General features: G+C 40.5%; 16 protein-coding genes. 7 read left to right on the forward strand and 9 right to left on the reverse strand.

From position 1 onward, the window contains the following. Positions 1-251: 251 nt before the first annotated feature. From V7K25_RS10485 to V7K25_RS10500, 4 genes are all read left to right on the forward strand, one after another. Positions 252-749, forward strand: a complete 498-nt coding sequence (locus V7K25_RS10485) for a hypothetical protein (protein WP_335157577.1) — start codon at positions 252-254, stop codon at positions 747-749. A 271-nt stretch (positions 750-1,020) separates the two neighbouring features. Next, a complete protein-coding gene (locus V7K25_RS10490; RefSeq protein WP_335157579.1) occupies positions 1,021-2,121 on the forward strand; it encodes a D-alanine--D-alanine ligase family protein in 1,101 nt (366 codons plus the stop codon). Between the two features lie 358 nt (positions 2,122-2,479). Next, positions 2,480-2,974 (forward strand): hypothetical protein, encoded by a 495-nt coding sequence (locus V7K25_RS10495; RefSeq protein ID WP_335157581.1) that lies wholly within the window; start codon positions 2,480-2,482, stop codon positions 2,972-2,974. A 469-nt stretch (positions 2,975-3,443) separates the two neighbouring features. Further along, the gene (locus tag V7K25_RS10500) at positions 3,444-3,851 is read left to right on the forward strand and encodes a hypothetical protein (RefSeq protein ID WP_335157631.1); all 408 of its coding nucleotides are present in this window, start codon (positions 3,444-3,446) and stop codon (positions 3,849-3,851) included. A gap of 38 nt (positions 3,852-3,889) precedes the next feature. Here V7K25_RS10500 and V7K25_RS10505 read toward each other — a convergent pair whose 3' ends face one another. Continuing rightward, positions 3,890-4,357 (reverse strand): hypothetical protein, encoded by a 468-nt coding sequence (locus tag V7K25_RS10505; RefSeq protein WP_335157583.1) that lies wholly within the window; start codon positions 4,355-4,357, stop codon positions 3,890-3,892. A gap of 246 nt (positions 4,358-4,603) precedes the next feature. On the opposite strand from V7K25_RS10505, the gene V7K25_RS10510 reads away from it, so the two are divergent. Continuing rightward, a complete protein-coding gene (locus V7K25_RS10510; RefSeq protein ID WP_335157585.1) occupies positions 4,604-5,377 on the forward strand; it encodes a hypothetical protein in 774 nt (257 codons plus the stop codon). Positions 5,378-5,384: 7 nt separating this feature from the next. Here the strand turns inward: V7K25_RS10510 and V7K25_RS10515 are convergent, their stop codons facing one another. Both V7K25_RS10515 and V7K25_RS10520 read right to left on the reverse strand, forming a co-directional pair. Further along, positions 5,385-6,158 (reverse strand): SDR family oxidoreductase, encoded by a 774-nt coding sequence (locus V7K25_RS10515; RefSeq protein ID WP_335157587.1) that lies wholly within the window; start codon positions 6,156-6,158, stop codon positions 5,385-5,387. Between the two features lie 125 nt (positions 6,159-6,283). After that, entirely contained in the window at positions 6,284-7,123 is an 840-nt protein-coding gene (locus V7K25_RS10520) for a nuclear transport factor 2 family protein (RefSeq protein WP_335157589.1), read from the reverse strand. Positions 7,124-7,208: 85 nt separating this feature from the next. Between V7K25_RS10520 and murG the strand changes: the two genes are divergently transcribed. Together murG and V7K25_RS10530 are read left to right on the forward strand one after the other, a co-directional pair. Next, positions 7,209-8,282 carry an undecaprenyldiphospho-muramoylpentapeptide beta-N-acetylglucosaminyltransferase gene (murG, locus tag V7K25_RS10525; protein WP_335157591.1) on the forward strand — a complete coding sequence of 358 codons (1,074 nt, stop codon included), beginning with the start codon at positions 7,209-7,211 and terminating at the stop codon, positions 8,280-8,282. 38 nt (positions 8,283-8,320) lie between these two features. Continuing rightward, positions 8,321-9,664 (forward strand): hypothetical protein, encoded by a 1,344-nt coding sequence (locus tag V7K25_RS10530; RefSeq protein WP_335157592.1) that lies wholly within the window; start codon positions 8,321-8,323, stop codon positions 9,662-9,664. Positions 9,665-9,943: 279 nt separating this feature from the next. Here the strand turns inward: V7K25_RS10530 and V7K25_RS10535 are convergent, their stop codons facing one another. From V7K25_RS10535 to V7K25_RS10560, 6 genes are all read right to left on the reverse strand, one after another. Beyond that, positions 9,944-10,093 carry a PsaJ protein gene (locus tag V7K25_RS10535; RefSeq protein WP_335157594.1) on the reverse strand — a complete coding sequence of 50 codons (150 nt, stop codon included), beginning with the start codon at positions 10,091-10,093 and terminating at the stop codon, positions 9,944-9,946. A gap of 446 nt (positions 10,094-10,539) precedes the next feature. After that, positions 10,540-11,334: a Tab2/Atab2 family RNA-binding protein gene (locus V7K25_RS10540; RefSeq protein ID WP_335157596.1), complete on the reverse strand. Its 795-nt coding sequence runs from the start codon at positions 11,332-11,334 to the stop codon at positions 10,540-10,542. Positions 11,335-11,603: 269 nt separating this feature from the next. After that, positions 11,604-11,873: a YciI family protein gene (locus V7K25_RS10545; RefSeq protein WP_335157598.1), complete on the reverse strand. Its 270-nt coding sequence runs from the start codon at positions 11,871-11,873 to the stop codon at positions 11,604-11,606. Between the two features lie 230 nt (positions 11,874-12,103). Further along, positions 12,104-13,300, reverse strand: a complete 1,197-nt coding sequence (locus V7K25_RS10550) for an ATP-binding protein (protein ID WP_335157600.1) — start codon at positions 13,298-13,300, stop codon at positions 12,104-12,106. After that, entirely contained in the window at positions 13,284-15,557 is a 2,274-nt protein-coding gene (locus V7K25_RS10555; protein WP_335157602.1) for a WD40 repeat domain-containing protein, read from the reverse strand. The genes V7K25_RS10550 and V7K25_RS10555 overlap by 17 nt, the downstream gene beginning before the upstream one ends. Before the next feature lies 1 nt (position 15,558). Then, positions 15,559-17,130: an AAA family ATPase gene (locus tag V7K25_RS10560; protein WP_335157604.1), complete on the reverse strand. Its 1,572-nt coding sequence runs from the start codon at positions 17,128-17,130 to the stop codon at positions 15,559-15,561. Positions 17,131-17,351: the final 221 nt, after the last annotated feature.

Below are 17,351 nucleotides of genomic sequence, written 5' to 3' on the forward strand. Positions count from 1 at the left end.
TATAACTGTAGCTGACAACACGATTATTTCAAATAAGATGGCACTTTTACAAATTTATGAAAGTCTATGTTGTTATAGCGACTTCTGAATTAAGTGTAATACAGACCTAAACCCAACCCTTGTAGCATTGGGGAATAAGATTCAAAGCCTCTCTCTTTTTAGGAGAGATGAATAGAAGTGAGGTCAAAGTGTATTGCTTCCATTCGAGAGGCGCTATATTTAGATACCTGAAATTTGAAAAGATTTAAGTTATGAAAAATTTAGTAAAATTAACAAGTTTTGGCACTATTTTATGCCCCTTATTTGTGGTAGGAACCCTAGCTGCTACAGCGCAAGTACAGCCACAGCAACAGCCAGGGCCGATTTCTGCACCTAATGTAACACTGAATATACAAGGTAGCAGTGGTACATGTCCTAAAACAATTGGACTGTGGTGGTTTGTTCTACCTTATGAAGGCGGTGCTGAACATACGGTAGTGGCAGATACTAGAGAATTTGCAGATGAAACTAAGTTGGTTTCATCTAAAAATAAGCAATTTGTGGAATTTGTTTCACCTTTACGCAGTAATTATGCTTCTTGTGTAGGTCAAACTCGTGGGCAGGATAATACTTTTTACAATGTAGAATTTAAGAATAAAAAAGCTTATTTCCGTGTGGATTTACGGAAATCCAATCCGCCTGGTCGTCTAATTACTTACAAAAGTGTAGTAACTTCCCGTCCTTATGTCAGATGGGCGATCGCTGACTAACTCCTCAATGCTTAGTTTCACACCTCAAATAGTAAAGTTTTTTCTAGCCAAAAATTTCTCTTGAATCTCTTTACTCTGTGTTCTCTGCGCCTCTGCGGTTTAAAAGTAATTAATTTAACCGCAGAAGCACAGAGATATCAGAGAAGAAAAAGATGTTTTCCAAATCACTTTGAAACAGCTAGTCCTAACGGTAAAAGAAATAAAAGAAAAACATGGCAACTTTTGTAGGTTATGATACGCTATCTGCTTGAGAAGTGTGGAGGAACCAAAAATGACTAAGCTGCGCGTGGGGTTATTGTTTGGCGGTCGTTCGGGAGAACATGAAGTTTCGATCAACTCAGCACGGGCGATCGCTAAAGCCTTAAGTGCAGAGCAAAATGCTAATAAGTACGAAATACTGCCTTTTTACATCCAAAAAGATGGACGCTGGCTGGCGGGAGAAGCACCTGAAAAGGTTTTAGAAACCGGCGCTCCGCTACTGGAATCAGAACAATCAACATCTGTTGGAAATCTCACATCCAACCCTCAAGCCCAAACCCTCAGTAAGTGGCAATCTCCCTCTCAAGTTGCTCAAGTGGATATTTGGTTTCCCATTCTCCACGGCCCCAACGGTGAAGACGGAACAATTCAAGGGTTACTGACTTTGATGCAAGTCCCCTTTGTGGGTTCTGGGGTGTTAGGTTCGGCAATGGGGATGGATAAAATTGCCATGAAAATGGCTTTTGAGCAAGCGGGACTACCACAGGTAAAATACAAGGCCATAACTAGAACGCAAGTTTGGTCTAATCCTTGCGTGTTTCCAAAACTGTGTGATGACATTGAGGCAGCATTAGGTTATCCTGCTTTTGTCAAGCCTGCTAATTTGGGTTCATCAGTGGGTATTGCCAAAGTGCGATCGCGCCCAGAATTAGAAGCCGCTTTAGATAATGCTGCTAGTTATGACCGCCGATTAGTTGTAGAGGCTGGTGTCGTAGCGAGAGAAGTCGAGTGTGCCGTTTTGGGTAACGATCAACCCCAAGCCTCTGTCATTGGAGAGATTACTTATGATAGCGATTTTTATGACTATGAAACTAAATATACAGAGGGGCTAGCAGATTTACTGATACCTGCACAGCTTCCAGATGCGATCGCTCGTCAGATTCAGGACATGGCTTTGCAAGCTTTTGTAGCTGTTGATGCTGCGGGGTTGGCAAGGGTAGATTTCTTCTATGTGGAAGCGACACAAGAAGTTTTTATTAACGAAATAAATACGTTGCCAGGCTTTACTGCGACTAGTATGTATCCCCAACTCTGGGCCCATAGTGGAGTCTCCTTTCCAGAGTTAGTTGATCGGTTAATTCAACTTGCGATCGAAAGGCATTCCCCTAGCTAACGGAGAAAATAACCTAACTGATTTTAGATTATTAGGGCGAAAAGTCACAAGAAATACAGAACTTTGAAAAAAGTTAGCCAGATTTAGTAGCATCTATTTTACAAAAAAAGCTACTTAAATCTGAAACTTTGTTACGGATACCTGATGCTTAACTCCTCCAGTACAATTTATGGACTAGAGGGGTACAAATCTGAAAGTAATCATGGAAAAAAGTCAGAGTGTACAGCGCGAGCCAACCCGATTCAGAAGGGCTACTCCAGAGCTGACAAACAGAAAATCGAGATTAAAACAAAGCTCGAACGTTCTGATATATCTGGTTGCACATCATCCTTGGCTATTGTTAACTGGGTGTTTAGCCATGTTTATAGGAGGTGGTGCCTTTGCCCTGTATAGCTTAGGTAATGCTGGACAGGTAACACAAGAAGAACCAGAAAAAATCCCGGTTATAGTTGAAGAACCAATCAATGCGCCCTCTGAGAATAGTAATCCTACACCTTTATGGATGGTGGCTGCGATCGTCCTCAGCTGTGGTAGTGGTTGCCTGCTCATTTTCCGAATGCTCAACCGGACAAAGCAACCGCAAAAAGTCCAAAAACTGGTTAACCGTAATCAGGCACGCTTGGCACAGAACCATTCCCAAAGATTGGAACCTCGCCTTCCCAAGAACCAACCAATCTTTTTGCCACAGTCACAACTGATGCCCGTTATGCAGATGCAACCTAAAACAAAACATTTGGTGACGGTTCTGCCAGCAGAACACAAGCACCACTTGGATGCGCGCACAGAATCTTTAGCAGACTTAATGGATCTTCGTAAAGATAGTTCATTGTCTGCAATTTTACGCCAGTTTTAAATTTCCTGTAAAGCAAAAACCTGTCAAAATAATATTTTTTGCGAATTAAGGCACGGTTCTACGTGCCTTTACTACTATCTAGAGGATAATAGCGGTTCTTTGGTGCAATCTCACCCCGGATTTGCTGAACGTCAACACTCTCTTCTCCTTAGCCTACGGTGTACGCACAAGTATAAAAATGTCCACCCCTTACTCACCGATATCCCGCCCTGAACTAAAGTTCAGCTATGAGACTCGAAATTCATTCCGAGGCGGGATAGAAACGCAGTGCAAGATTTAAAGATATCGCTGCGGCAAGACTTCTGTGTACACGATAGCCTTAGTAAGCAAGGGGTTGGGGGTGAGGTTCAAGAACGTGCTTAAAAAATGATATGGGTGAAAAGCAAAGGAGTTACTCAATGCTGAAAAAGCAGCAGTCTGTCCGGTTAAACTGATAAGGATGAAAATAGCAGATCGGGCAGTGAATAACATAGTGCGGTTAGTTTTGACAGCAATATTACTGGTGCTAGTGACAGCTTGTGGCAGTATCGGACTGCTACCGACTAGCGAGTTAGTGCAAAAAGCGATCGCACTTGGGCTAGACCAAACTCAACAAAAACTTAGCCAGCAGTTGGATCTAGATTTTCAAGGATTTGAAATCAACCGGTTATCAATTACCCAGGAACAACCCCTAACGATTGAAAATTTACCAGCTTTCCGCGTTCGGGGAACCTACGACTTAATTCTAAAGCTACCAAAACGGCGCTTGACGCAACCAAAAAAACCCTTTGACGTTTACCTGCAAATTCAACAAGAAGGCAAAACCTGGCGATCGCTAATTCCAGAAAAAGGTAGTAAAAATACTCAATCAATTTGGCGTAGCTATCTCATCCAATAGAGACAGGGAAAGGTTTGATTGTCTCACGTTTTCCTAAGTTACAGGTTAAATTTTGTGTATCCTGTACCGTCATCTTCTGCAAGAATTAGAAAATCGAAGGATTCAACTACCGCCTGTATTGCACCAGTTCCGCCATAGGGATAGCTAAAGGGTTCAAATTCAAGTTTAGCTCTGTCGGCAGAAACCATCCTACAAGCAATTAATTGATATTCACCATTTTTAAAAGCATCAAACATAGAATACAAGTCCCAAGGAGTTTCGAGACTAGGATCTGTCCACCTCTGTTCCACAGGTGTTGCAAACCAGCGACGGAAATGTTCAGTCTCTTCTTCTTCACTAGGCCACCAAAAATGTGATAGTGCTTTGCGATCAAAAAAAATTAGCCAATCTTCTTCATTACGCCAAGAATTATTGTCTTTATCTATTTTAATTTCGTTGAAAACTTCACAAAGGGCATTGAATCTTTTGCAATCATCTACTTGAAACTCTACAAAGCAGTATTTCATTATTTCTACCTTCTCTGTTTCTAAGGTGTGATTCATTTTATTTATATATGTGCAACTAAAAAAACCATCACAATCACGTTTTTTGCTACTTTTGTTAAAAGGGTAGCAAAGATAATTAACTTAATTGGCGTAGCTACTTCATTGACAAACTGGTGTGTGCAAATAGAAAAACCATCACAAGCATTTCCGTATAACTGCTGGGGCATAGTCATGATCGAGGTATAGTTTCACCGGAGACAGGGCAAAATGTATATCAACTTTTTCATCAGTTCCATTGCTGGAATTGTAATTGTGGTACTAACAGCTTTTGGTTTATTACAATGGTTGCACATCCCTGCTGGTAACTTTCTTGATTGGGTGATTGGTGGTGCAAGTTTTTGGTGGCTATTGGTAATTGTTACCGTCCCGTGGAATGTGCATTTTCAAGCTAAAGAAGTCTTAGCAGAAGCAGCACAATCTAAAGAGAAAAAAATTCCAGTCGATGAGAAACAAGTAAACTATGTCACAGTGTTGGCAAAGCGATCGCTCTGGGTTGCCATTGCTTTACACTTATTCTCAGCCGTTGGTCTTTATACTCTTGCTACCACTGGTATTAGTACAGTTGGATATATAAGTTCTGGTGCAGCTTTGTTATTAACAATTCTGCGTCCAGCGATTCGAGCTTACGAGTATTTATATGCGCGGTTAGCGATGATTCGCCAAGAATGGAAATATCCCCGCGAAGATATTGTTGAACTGCGCGATCGCTTCTCTATATTAGAACAAAAAATCCAGTCATTCGAGGAGCAACTTAACCCAGAACAATCTTATTCATTACCCGCAACTCAACAACGCTTTGCCGAAGAAACTCGCAGAGATTTAGCTCGAATTGCGGCTAATTTAGAAGAATTACGGGCGACAAATCAAACTGAACATGAGCGTTTGGCCAGAGAAGCACGAAATGCGATCGCGCAACTTTCCACAGATGGGCAATTTCTCGATCATGTCCGCGAAATTATTCGATTTTTTAAAACCGCTTAATTACTCCTTATGTTCGCCGATTAACTAGAGTAGCGCTAGCTTGGTCAACAGGCATCAGCACAACTTCATTAATATTGACATGGGGCGATCGCGTCACACAGAAAAATATCACATCAGCCACATCATCTGCTGTCAGGGGCTTAACTCCCTGGTAGACTTTGTTGGCACGTTCAGCGTCTCCGTGAAAGCGCACATTGCTAAATTCCGTTTCTACCATACCAGGATCAACGGAAGTTACACGGACCCGCGTTCCCAACAGGTCTTGTTTTAAACCTTCCGAAATTGCCCTCACAGCAGCTTTGGTAGCACAGTAGACATTACCACCAGGATAAGTTTGATGTCCAGCAATGGAACCTAAATTTACCACATGACCGCGATCGCGGCTTACCATTCCCGGAACGACATAGCGGGACACGTAAAGTAAACCCTTAACGTTAGTATCAATCATGTCTTCCCAGTCTTGAAAGCTGCCTTCGTGCAACTTGTCTAAACCACGACTTAGACCAGCATTGTTAATAAGGATGTCGATGTTAGACCAGGCAGAGGGTAGAGTAGAAATGGCTTCTTCTACAGCATTGCGATCGCGCACATCTAGCTGTAACAAATGAATTTCAATACCAAATTCTTTAATGAGAGTATCTGCTAGCTGCTGCAAACGTTCCAGCCGTCGTGCTGCTAGGATTAGTTTTGCACCCACGCCAGCGAAGATTCTCGCGCAAGCAGTACCAATACCACTACTTGCACCAGTTATTAAAATGATTTGATTTTCTAGCGAAGTCATTAGGATAGTTAGGAGTGAGGAGTTAATAGTTATAAATTATGAAATAGTACAAGTTGCATAGTTCATAATTTATCATCACTCGTCTATAACTCCTAACTCTTGTACAGACGCGATTAATCGCGTCTCTATTTCTTCACCACTTGCAAGCGCTGAGTTACCATTGTCATCCCATTACCTCGCAGGATGACAGCAGAAACCCACTGGCTACCAGGGATAGATGGTGCTTGTGCGGTTTTAAACAATCCGCCAGATGTCAGTAATTCCAAATCCACGGGTGTGGGGTTGAGAAATTTATCTGCTTGGATGGGTTCCTCTAGTGCCGTTCCTAGTAGAAAATCATCACCAAGTGGTTCTTGGACGATCGCATCAAAACTATACTTCTGACCAACCAGCACCTGCTGTGGTAATTTAATATCAATTTGAGGCGGCTTGCTACCAGAGGTAAGTTGGGTGCGTTCTGACAAAATGTCTTGACGGACTATTTTTCCGCCTACAATGCGCTGACGCGATTTAATCGTGGCATTAAGAGCCGAATTATTACTGCTAGCGGAGGGTAAGCCAGTTATCTTCGTTTCTGTTTCGGCAATAATCCCATTGCCTTCAGGTTTTGAAGATAGCAGTTTTGTACTATATTGCAATTTGGGATATCGTTGCCAAAGTGAAGTCAAAGATTTTTCCAGGGTTTGCAGGTTTAATCCATCCCCATGAGTGAAGTTGGGGCTGTAGAATTGCAACACCCCTTTGACATCGCCCCGACTAGCGGCTGCATCAACTTGTGTCAACAGGTTTTTCACATCGGCTGGTGCATTTTGGGCTGTACCAGCTTGGACTAATTGTTGTGGTGTCGCAGCTTGAGTGCGTTGCCAACCACTTGTTAAACCAAGGGTTAGCAGGAATGAAACTAGCCAAATACTAGCTGGAAATCTGAGTTGTCGTCTCACTAAAGCGGTAATAATGTTTGTCATTGGTTAAGAGTTTACTGATTTGATGAGAGAAAGTAAGGAAATTGTTTTATCTTAGTTAAGCTAGACGCTAAACGGTAGAGGTTTGATGGCAAACGCACCGATACGATTATTAATAGCTGCCAGTGGCACTGGTGGACATTTGTTTCCAGCGATTGCACTGGCACAAAAATTGCCAGATTATCAAATCGAATGGCTGGGAGTAACTAATCGGCTAGAAACTCAACTTGTCCCTAAAGAGTATCCCTTGAATACTATTGCAGTTGAAGGGTTTCAGCAAGGGTTTGGACTCTCCTCGATTCGGATTTTGGGAAAACTCGGCCTTTCGATTATAGAAGTCAGGCGAATTTTGAAGCAGGGAAATTTTCAAGGGGTGTTTACCACAGGGGGTTACATTGCCGGGCCAGCCGTGATTGCGGCGCGTTCCTTGGGTTTACCCGTGGTTTTTCACGAATCTAACGCAATACCTGGTAAAGTAACTCGCTTTTTTGGCCCTTGGTGTAACGCGGTAGCCTTGGGATTTGAAGTAGCTGCTAAGTATTTGCCCCGTGCTAAAAATGTCTGTGTTGGTACTCCTGTAAGGGCGCAATTCCTCGATGGGGCAATTCATGCACCCTTAGATTTAGCTATTCCTGAAGGTGTTCCTTTAATTGTCGTATTTGGTGGTAGCCAGGGCGCAGTTGCGGTTAATAAGTTAGTGCGTGAATCTGCAAACGCTTGGTTTGATGCTGGTGCTTATGTAGTACATTTAACTGGCGATCGCGATCCAGAAGCAGATAGTCTTAAACATCCACAGTACATAGTTTTACCTTTTTACAACAATATGGCAGCATTGTTGCAACGAGCAACTCTAGCCATTAGTCGTTCTGGTGCTGGTAGCTTGACAGAATTAGCAGTGTGTGGAACGCCAGCAATTTTGATTCCTTACCCCTTTGCTGCCGAAGACCATCAATCTTATAATGCAGACGTATTTACTTCATCTGGTGCGGCGTTAACACTGAAGCAGTCAGAGTTGACGGCAGAAATATTGCAAAGTAATGTGTTGAATTTGTTGCGATCGCCAGATGAATTAGCAAAGATGGGAGAAAAAGCTCATGCGATCGCAGTTCCCGATAGTGCCGAAAAATTGGCGCAGTTAGTGCGTGAGGTGATAGAAACATAACCTTGATTATTTAGCATTAAAAATTTATTTTTCCATTTATGAATATCTTATCCAGTCAAAAATTTCGCTTCACAATAGGTTGTGCTGCCTTATTGATTGTCGGTTTAGCCAGTAGCCATCTATATACTCAGTCAAAAACTAAACAGCTAGCTCAACAAGATCAGTTTTTTACTCAGCAAGAAAATTTTAACCCATTTGAATCACAGATTTACTTCACCTCAAATCAAGTTTATGATCAACTTAATTTGAGATTTAAAAATCCTTTAATCACTAAACAAACATCTGATGAAATTATAGGCAAGCAAAATGATTTCTCATCTCAAGAGGATTTATTAGCCGCATCTGCACCTTATTCAGTTGTCGATGAATTCAAAAAGTATAAATTTAGTATCAATGGTAGCCAAGTTGTTACTCCAGCCAAACTGCCAAGTACTAAGATCAAGTTCAATCAAAAAGATTTGTTAACCGTTCTCGTTAATACTAGAAAATATTTTCAAGATTATAGTTCAGAAGACCCAGATATTTTGCGTACAGGGATGCTTGCTACTCAAGGCGTTACTGTTCCAGATGTCATCAATACTTTGAACTTCATGATTGTTATCTTAAAAGAGGATATTGCGAATAATCGAGCTACTCGTTTGCAAGACTCCAAGTTTATCAATTCCAATTTTCGAGTTATTAAATGGACTGCTTATAACCCAAAAGACAAAAAACAAAAACAATTAAGAATTACCAAATATGCTGTGTTTACTCACCCCGGTTCTCGTAAAAAAACCTCTACTTTTAATACACCAATTTATAGTTTAAAAGAAAACTCTAATAACGATAAATTCTACACTAGATACACAAAGCAGGATGTTTTGTCAGGTATTTATGAACCAGGTGGTAAAGAATTTGGAAAAGTTACAAGTCTTGCTTATCTAACCAGAAATGGCTTAGAAGAAGCAATTATGGAAGGAACAATACTGATTAATTTTACAGATGGTTATAAGGCATTTTTCAATGTAGATAGAAATAATGGAATGTCTTATATTCGCGGATTGAAGGCAACAGCACAAAAGCGTTACTGGTATTTTAGAGAGGTTGATGCTATTAAAGGGTACGGATACAAAATAGATGCAAAAATATCTATTAAACCCGGAGTTACTTTTGCTGGGGATGTTTTAAATATCGGTTTAGGTAAAGTAATTGTGATTGAGCATACTCAAGGTGGTCGCAAACATCTGCAAATGGGAGTCCTCGCAGATACAGGTGGAGCATTTTTACCCAATCTTTATCAACTCGATTTTTTGGCAGGTATATTTAAGAATAAAAAAGAATTTGGGCAGAATATCAGCCAATTGCCGGACTATGCCACAGCATATTTTTTAGTAAAGAAGTAATGCGTTGACTTGATGTAAAATATCTATGCACGGGTCAACAATTCTAAGTTGTGGCCATCGAAGTCATAGAAATAGAAGCCACGACCTTTTCCCCTTAGATTTGGCTGCTGGTGATGTTGCTCCTGTCGCAATGGGCGCTCCTGCTATCAACGGTTAATTCTGAAGTTTAGCTAAATCAAAAAGCGCTCTCCCACAAAGGAGGGCGCTTTTTAGTGTCAACAAGAATATTACTAACAATGAAATAGTGATGATAACGGTTTTAAATCATCACTATTCATGTCATGGCATAGGATGAAAAAGAAGATCAGGTAAAAAATAATTAAAAATTGCCCAGGTAGAGAAGGCAACTGATACAGAAATAACGGCAAGAACAGGAGCAAGGGAAAGGTACTTAAGGAAATAGTCTTTTTGGTCGTTTGGTTTTTGCATATAGCACTCTCTAAACAATTAATTAAAGAATTAAGTTGAACTAGCACGGCTAAACGATAAATTATTTGTATGTAGTATACAAATTGCCAAAAAAACAGCTTTGTTAGCGTTGCGTTTGGGAACTCCTAGATAGAATTCCAAGTTCAAGTTATTCTTTCAATTTCAATGATAATCAATGAGATTTCACTATATCTCTAACCAAAGACTGGATAAATATTAAATTAATTAGTAATATGAAATACAAAAAATATTTGTTGTTACTTCAATGATTTTTAGTACATAAATTTACTAGAAATAATTCATACACGCAACTATAGAAGCAATATTCTTATTACAAGGGTTATTACAGTGAAGCGTAGACACGTAGTGCCTTGCAGTTAGACATCGCTTTAGTTAATTTTTTTAGCTATAGAAATTAAGCGGACAAATATTTTTGGCAATTAATATTAATCTTCTGCCCGCAACAACCAAAAGCCGCTATAAGTCATCCCGGAATCATCGGGTTGAACTAACAAAAAATGCAATCCTCGGCAATGCTTTTTTCGTTGTTCAAATGCTTGGGCTGCTGTTGTAACTTCTGGATCTTCAAAAGTGGCAACAATCCATCTGTCCACCAAGCCAGCTTCTAATATTAAGCCCTCTGGTGCGCCAGATATATAATTCAAGCCTACGGGACGGGCTTGCTGTAACCACCGCGCTAGGCGCATCGATTGCCGTCCACCATAAATTACTACACCAGGGACGGGCACTGTTGATGCCAAACCTAAATTGATGGGTTTGCGATGTTCTGGGAGGTGCAAAATGGGAATGGGGCGATCGCTAAAACTCGTTTCCACATCACTAGCAGCTAAACTTGCAAAACGCCATTCTTCTCCCCACAGGTTTTCTGGCAATGGTGCTGGGGGTGGTTTCTCCAGGGTTGAGGGATATTGCTTTTCTTGTAACCACTGCTTCAACGCCAAAGTATGGCGGGTAGGTTCGACATTTATACTTAAATTGCGTCCTGCCGCCTCAATTAAACTTAGTGACTGAGGGCGAAATACCTGAATCACATCTGGCAATTTTTCACCTGCGGCTAGCTCAAGTTGAGTAGTAACCCAATTAGAATTTGCTGCTGACTGAATACAGGTGGCTTCATACTCAAAGCTGCGAGTTGCGTCACAAACCAACAACTCCCATAAAACTTGTCCAGATGCATCTTGTGAGGGACGACGATAAAAATCAACTTGCCAAATTTTCATAGTGTGGGGAGTGGGGATGAGGAAGATGAGGCAATACGTTCGGTTAAAGCCAAGAGACGCGATAAATTGCCGTCAAGACGAAGGATTGATTATTGTAGAGACGGCGATTTATCGCGTCTTTGTGATTTAGAATTTTAATCAAAAAACCCTAACCGAACCGTATTAGGAGATGAGGGAGTGGGGAATGGGGGCATGGGGCAGGGAGAGAAATAACTCCTAACTCCTAACTCCTAACTCAGCACTCTTTTCCCCCATGCCCCACGCCCAATTTAAAAAGCCTGAATCCATTCTTTGACAGAATATTCAGTCCAGATGCCATTTTTCCAGTAGGGATCATTTTCAATTAACTGGCGTACAGTGGCTTCGTCTTCGGCTTCGTAAATCCCAAAAACTTTTGTGACATCTTTGGTGGGTCCAATGGTAATCAGCACACCGGATTCTTTCTGTTTTGCTAATCCGTCTAAATGAGCTTGACGGTGAGGGGCGCGTTTTTCGATAACGTCTTCGCAGTAAGTACCCCAAAGTACATATTTAGTCATAATTGCTTGTTACTCCTACTGGTTAATAAAATATTACTCTGGCGGTTTCTAAGAGGTTGTTTAAAAAGTTTTTCCCTGTGGCTTTAGGCATCTTGAGATCCCCCCTAACCCCCCTTAAAAAGGGGGGAACCGGAATCAAAGTCCCCTTTTTTAAGGGGGATTTAGGGGGATCTAAAACTTTTGATACCGACAAGAGGACTTTTCAAACATCCTCTAAGCGCCCTTTTAACTCAAACTTTAGACTCAATTTGTTGCCTCAACCAATCACGAAAATTAGCATGATAAATACTATAATGGATTTCGGCTGCTATTGATTCTAAATGTAAAAACTCTCGCCACTTGTCTAAAATTACCTTGATTTCATATTCATCTGTATCTAATGTTTCAGCGATCGCTTCTATTGATATTGATTGCTCTTGAACTAAGATATTTAGCACCTGCAAAGCCATTGGTTGCTGTTTACTGGTTGCTAAATTCATTTTTTCTAAGTGATTTTGGTAATATATCTGTAAATTTTGGGGGTAAATATCCTCATTAATAGCTGTTAAGATTTCTTTAACATACATAAAATTGGTTTCATCATGAAAACCTTGTGTTATGTTGAGCGAAATATCTCCGGTATTCTTCTGTTGGCTAAGGTTATGCACCCTGAGTGTTCGCCTTTGGCGTTCTCGTTCGCGTAGCGTCTCCGTCAGGAGAAGAGTAGCCGCAGAAGCGTCTACAGAATGAGATGATTCATTTAAATAAGTTTTAATATATTCTTGGATATCAGCGCGGTTTTGTTCAGGGTAATTTGATAAATCTAAAGATTGGGCTGGAGTTTCAATTAATAAACCTGATTTATCTGCCAAAAAAGGACGACGACTAAGGATAAAATAAACTTTCTCAGGTAGATAACGGGGTAAATAGAATATATTTGAGCCGCGTGGTTGATTGTTGATATCAATTCTATCGCAGCCATCTATAGTAATAATTAAACGTTGTTTCGGTTGCAATCTATTGCTGATTTGTTGCAGTAACAACGATAAAAAACCACTGTCTTCTGTGGTAGAGTCAGGAAAGTTAGCGGTGAGATTGTTTCGACTCCGCTCAACACTAGTTTTAATACCTTGATTTTGGGCGATTTCTATTAATTGAGTGCAAATCGTTGTCAGAAATTCCTCAACGCGATTTTTACCTGGAATTTCGACATTGTAATAAACAACTCCCGGATTTTGACTGACATAATGGGCAAAAATGGCACTTTTACCAATGCCAGGATCGCCGATAATAGTAAAGTAGCCCCGGTCAGATTGACTGAGAAAGTTGTTGATAGCATAAAAGACAAATTCACGACCGACAAAGTTTTGATTTTTAGCGGTAATGATTTGCTGAAATTCTAGGGGATATCTGGGGATATTGATTGTATTTTCAGTAATGGGTTTCATTTTTTTTACCCCCTTCTAAACGGAGGAAATGAACACGCCCTGACGATTCTCCTGCTATAATTGTCAATCCATCTGGGGAAACTGCACAGCAATTTATAGGACTATCACCAATAAAAGTAGAGATTTCCTTACCTGTCTCTAGATCCCACAGTTTCAGGGTGTTGTCAAATGAACCAGAAACGGCTGTTTTTCCATCTGGGGCGTTGGCTGTGCCCGCCACAGGCATCGCTACTGCATTTACCCTGTCGTTATGACCAGTCAGGGTAGAGATTTCCTTTCCTGTCTCTAGATACCACTGTTTCAGGGTGTTGTCACCAGAAGCAAAAACGGCTGTTTTTCCATCTGGGGCGATCGCTACTGCACTTACAGCGGAGTTATGACCAGTCAGGGTACAGATTACCTTACCTGTCTCTAGATCCCACTGTTTCAGGGTGCTGTCATAAGAAGCAGAAACGGCTGTTTTTCCATCTGGGGCGATCGCTACTGCAAATACCCAGGAGTTATGACCAGTCAGGGTAAAGATTTCCTTTCCTGTCTCTAGATCCCACTGTTTCAAGGTGTTGTCATCTGAACCAGAAACGGCTGTTTTTCCATCTGGGGCGATCGCTACTGCTCTTACAGGGGAGTTATGACCAGTCAGGGTAGAGATTTCCTTACCTGTCTCTAGATCCCACTGTTTCAGGGTGTTGTCACCAGAAGCAGAAACGGCTGTTTTTCCATCTGGGGCGATCGCTACTGCAAATACCCAGGAGTTATGACCAGTCAGGGTAGAGATTACCTTACCTGTCTCTAGATCCCACTGTTTCAAGGTGTTGTCATCTGAACCAGAAACGGCTGTTTTTCCATCTGGGGCGATCGCTACTGCATTTACAGCGGAGTTATGACCAGTCAGGGTAGAGATTTCCTTACCTGTCTCTAGATCCCACTGTTTCAGGGTCTTGTCATAAGAAGCAGAAACGGCTGTTTTTCCATCTGGGGCGATCGCTACTGCAAATACCCAGGAGTTATGACCAGTCAGGGTAAAGATTTCCTTTCCTGTCTCTAGATCCCACTGTTTCAAGGTGTTGTCATCTGAACCAGAAACGGCTGTTTTTCCATCTGGGGCGATCGCTACTGCTCTTACAGGGGAGTTATGACCAGTCAGGGTAGAGATTTCCTTACCTGTCTCTAGATCCCACTGTTTCAGGGTGTTGTCACCAGAAGCAGAAACGGCTGTTTTTCCATCTGGGGCGATCGCTACTGCATTTACAGCGGAGTTATGACCAGTCAGGGTAGAGATTTCCTTACCTGTCTCTAGATCCCACTGTTTCAGGGTCTTGTCATAAGAAGCAGAAACGGCTGTTTTTCCATCTGGGGCGATCGCTACTGCTCTTACACTGTCGTTATGACCAGTCAGGGTAGAGATTTCCTTACCTGTCTCTAGATCCCACTGTTTCAAGGTGTTGTCATCTGAACCAGAAACGGCTGTTTTTCCATCTGGGGTGATCGCTACTGCATTTACAGCGGAGTTATGACCAGTCAGGGTAGAGATTACCTTACCTGTCTCTAGATCCCACTGTTTCAGGGTCTTGTCATGAGAACCAGAAACGGCTGTTTTTCCATCTAGGGCGATCGCTACTGCTCTTACACTGTCGTTATGACCAGTCAGGGTAGAGATTTCCTTTCCTGTCTCTAGATCCCACTGTTTCAGGGTGTTCTCTTGTGAACCAGAAACGGCTGTTTTTCCATCTGGGGCGATTGCTACTGCTAATACCCTGGAGTTATGACCAGTCAGGGTGCGTATTAGGTTTCCGCCTGGAGTGGTTAAACTGGCTGTAATGGGGCGAAATCGAGGAATTTTACTTTTACTTTCTATTGCATCTGCCAAAATTTGCTGAATTTCTGGCTGGGGAAAACTCTGCAACCTTCCCCATAATTGTCCTACTAATTGATTGGGGTCTTGATTTAAAACATGGGCTGATAACTGTAGCGCACGTTGAATTAATTTGAGGTTTTTGACTTGTTCGGGGTCTAGTTTTTCATCTTCTTCTAAGTTCTCTAATATTTCCGGCTCTTCAATTAAGGAATAATCCCTAATTAGGGCTTCTATTCCAAATTTGGGATATTGAATTTTTAAAGAAATAAAATCAAAATCTGTGAGAGTTTGATAATAAGTTTCTGAGTTACCCGCTTTTAATTGTTTTTCAGGGAACTGGCCTATAAAGAAACTTTGAAATTCATCAGTTTTTAAGGCTAATTTATTGGCAAGTCCGACCATTTTATTCTATCTCCTTTGCCATATAATTAGCCATACTCTTATTAACTTCTCTAAACAGTTTTCGATTATTATCGAATTTATCTTGTCTTTTGAGAAATTCCAGAAAACTGCGATGATAAATACTATAATAAGTTTTTCGTTCTTCTTCATTTACTTTCGGTGTTACATACTCAATCCAATCATTTAACACCGATTTCACATCATATTCATCCTCATCCTCATCAAGAATTTCAGCAATCATATTTAGAGATATTGGCTCACCTCTTTCTACCAATATGTACAGTATTTTTACCTTCTTTTCATTAGATTCATTATCCATCCCTATCCGATTCCAATGAGTCGTATAATAGTCATGAAGACCTTGCGGTAATCCTTTTAAAGTTAAATCATTATATTTACCTTCAGAGATCCCGGGTAATAGATAGCGCAAATATATAAAATTATTTTCACTCTTGACAGCTATTTCCTGAGTAAAATTATCCTCAGAAATATTGCGCTCATTAATCCAAATTCTTAATTTATGATCATTCTGTAAAAATAAGTAAATATACTCTTTGACATCTTCTCGATTCAAAACTGTAAAATCACTTTTTGTCAAATCTAATTCATCTACAGGAGTATCTGGAGATAAAATTAAACGTTTTGTTTTTTCATTATAAGGTCTTCTAGTCAGTAAAAAATAGACTCCATCGGGAAGATTTTGTGGTAAATCTAAAAGATTACTATTTCCTTCTTGTTCTACTTCATCTAGTGCATCAACAACAATGACAAGTTTTTGTCCTTTTAGTTCTTCACTGGCTTTTTGCAATAAAGTCCTTAAATCGGCATTTTCAGCATTTTGGAGGGAATAACGCTTAATTAATTGTTGACGAATACTAGCTAAAAACTTTTCTGGTTTGTTGCGTCCTTCTGCGAAAACATTAAAATAACAAGGAAATTTAGTAGCTAAAACGTATTTAGCAGCGATCGCACTTTTACCCATCCCTGCATCCCCAACCACGGTAAAATAACCTTTGGTTTGAGTGGTGAAGAATTTTTGAATAGCCTTGAACACAAAATCACGACCGCAAAATAAGCGCGTTTTTTCAAACATTAAAGCTTTAAACTCTTTGGGATAAACATCTAAATTCCAATCTGGGTAAGGCTGATATCGTGAGGCTCTCGTTTGTTTAGCGATTGTAATAAAAACTTCGCCAAATTCTTCTAATTCACCCAAAAAATTGATTTTGGCATTGATTATCTGCGTTTTTAGTTCGCTATTTTGATTAAGAAATCTTTTTGTATTTTCTACAAACTTAGAAGGAGTATTATTACTATAAGCATCCCAAAAATAATCTTTAATTACTTTCTCTTTAAACAGGTTTAAAATTGCTTCAGGCTTAAATACACCATATCTTACCAGAGCGTAAACGTAAACAGTATCAACATCATCAGCAATTTGGGTAGGATTGAGTTTTAATTCCTGTAAAACTTTGATGACAGCTTCGTTTTTTTGAGCTTGTTTAATGATTATTTGACTAGCTTGAGGAGCATATTTACTAATAACAGAAGTAATGGCGGCAAATTCTATCATCGTTGATTACCGAAGATTTATTTTTTTATGAGTAGCGTCGGAGGATGTTTGAAAAGTTTTTTTGTATACGCCCAACCCTTGGAGATCCCCCTAAATCCCCCTTAAAAAGGGGGACTTTGATTCCGGTTCCCCCCTTTTTAAGGGGGGTTAGGGGGGATCTCCAAGTGCCTAAAATCACAGCTAACTACTTTTCAAACATCCTATCAGAGCAAATTATACAA

The organism is Nostoc sp., assembly GCF_036919495.1.
Lineage (GTDB): Bacteria > Cyanobacteriota > Cyanobacteriia > Cyanobacteriales > Nostocaceae > Nostoc.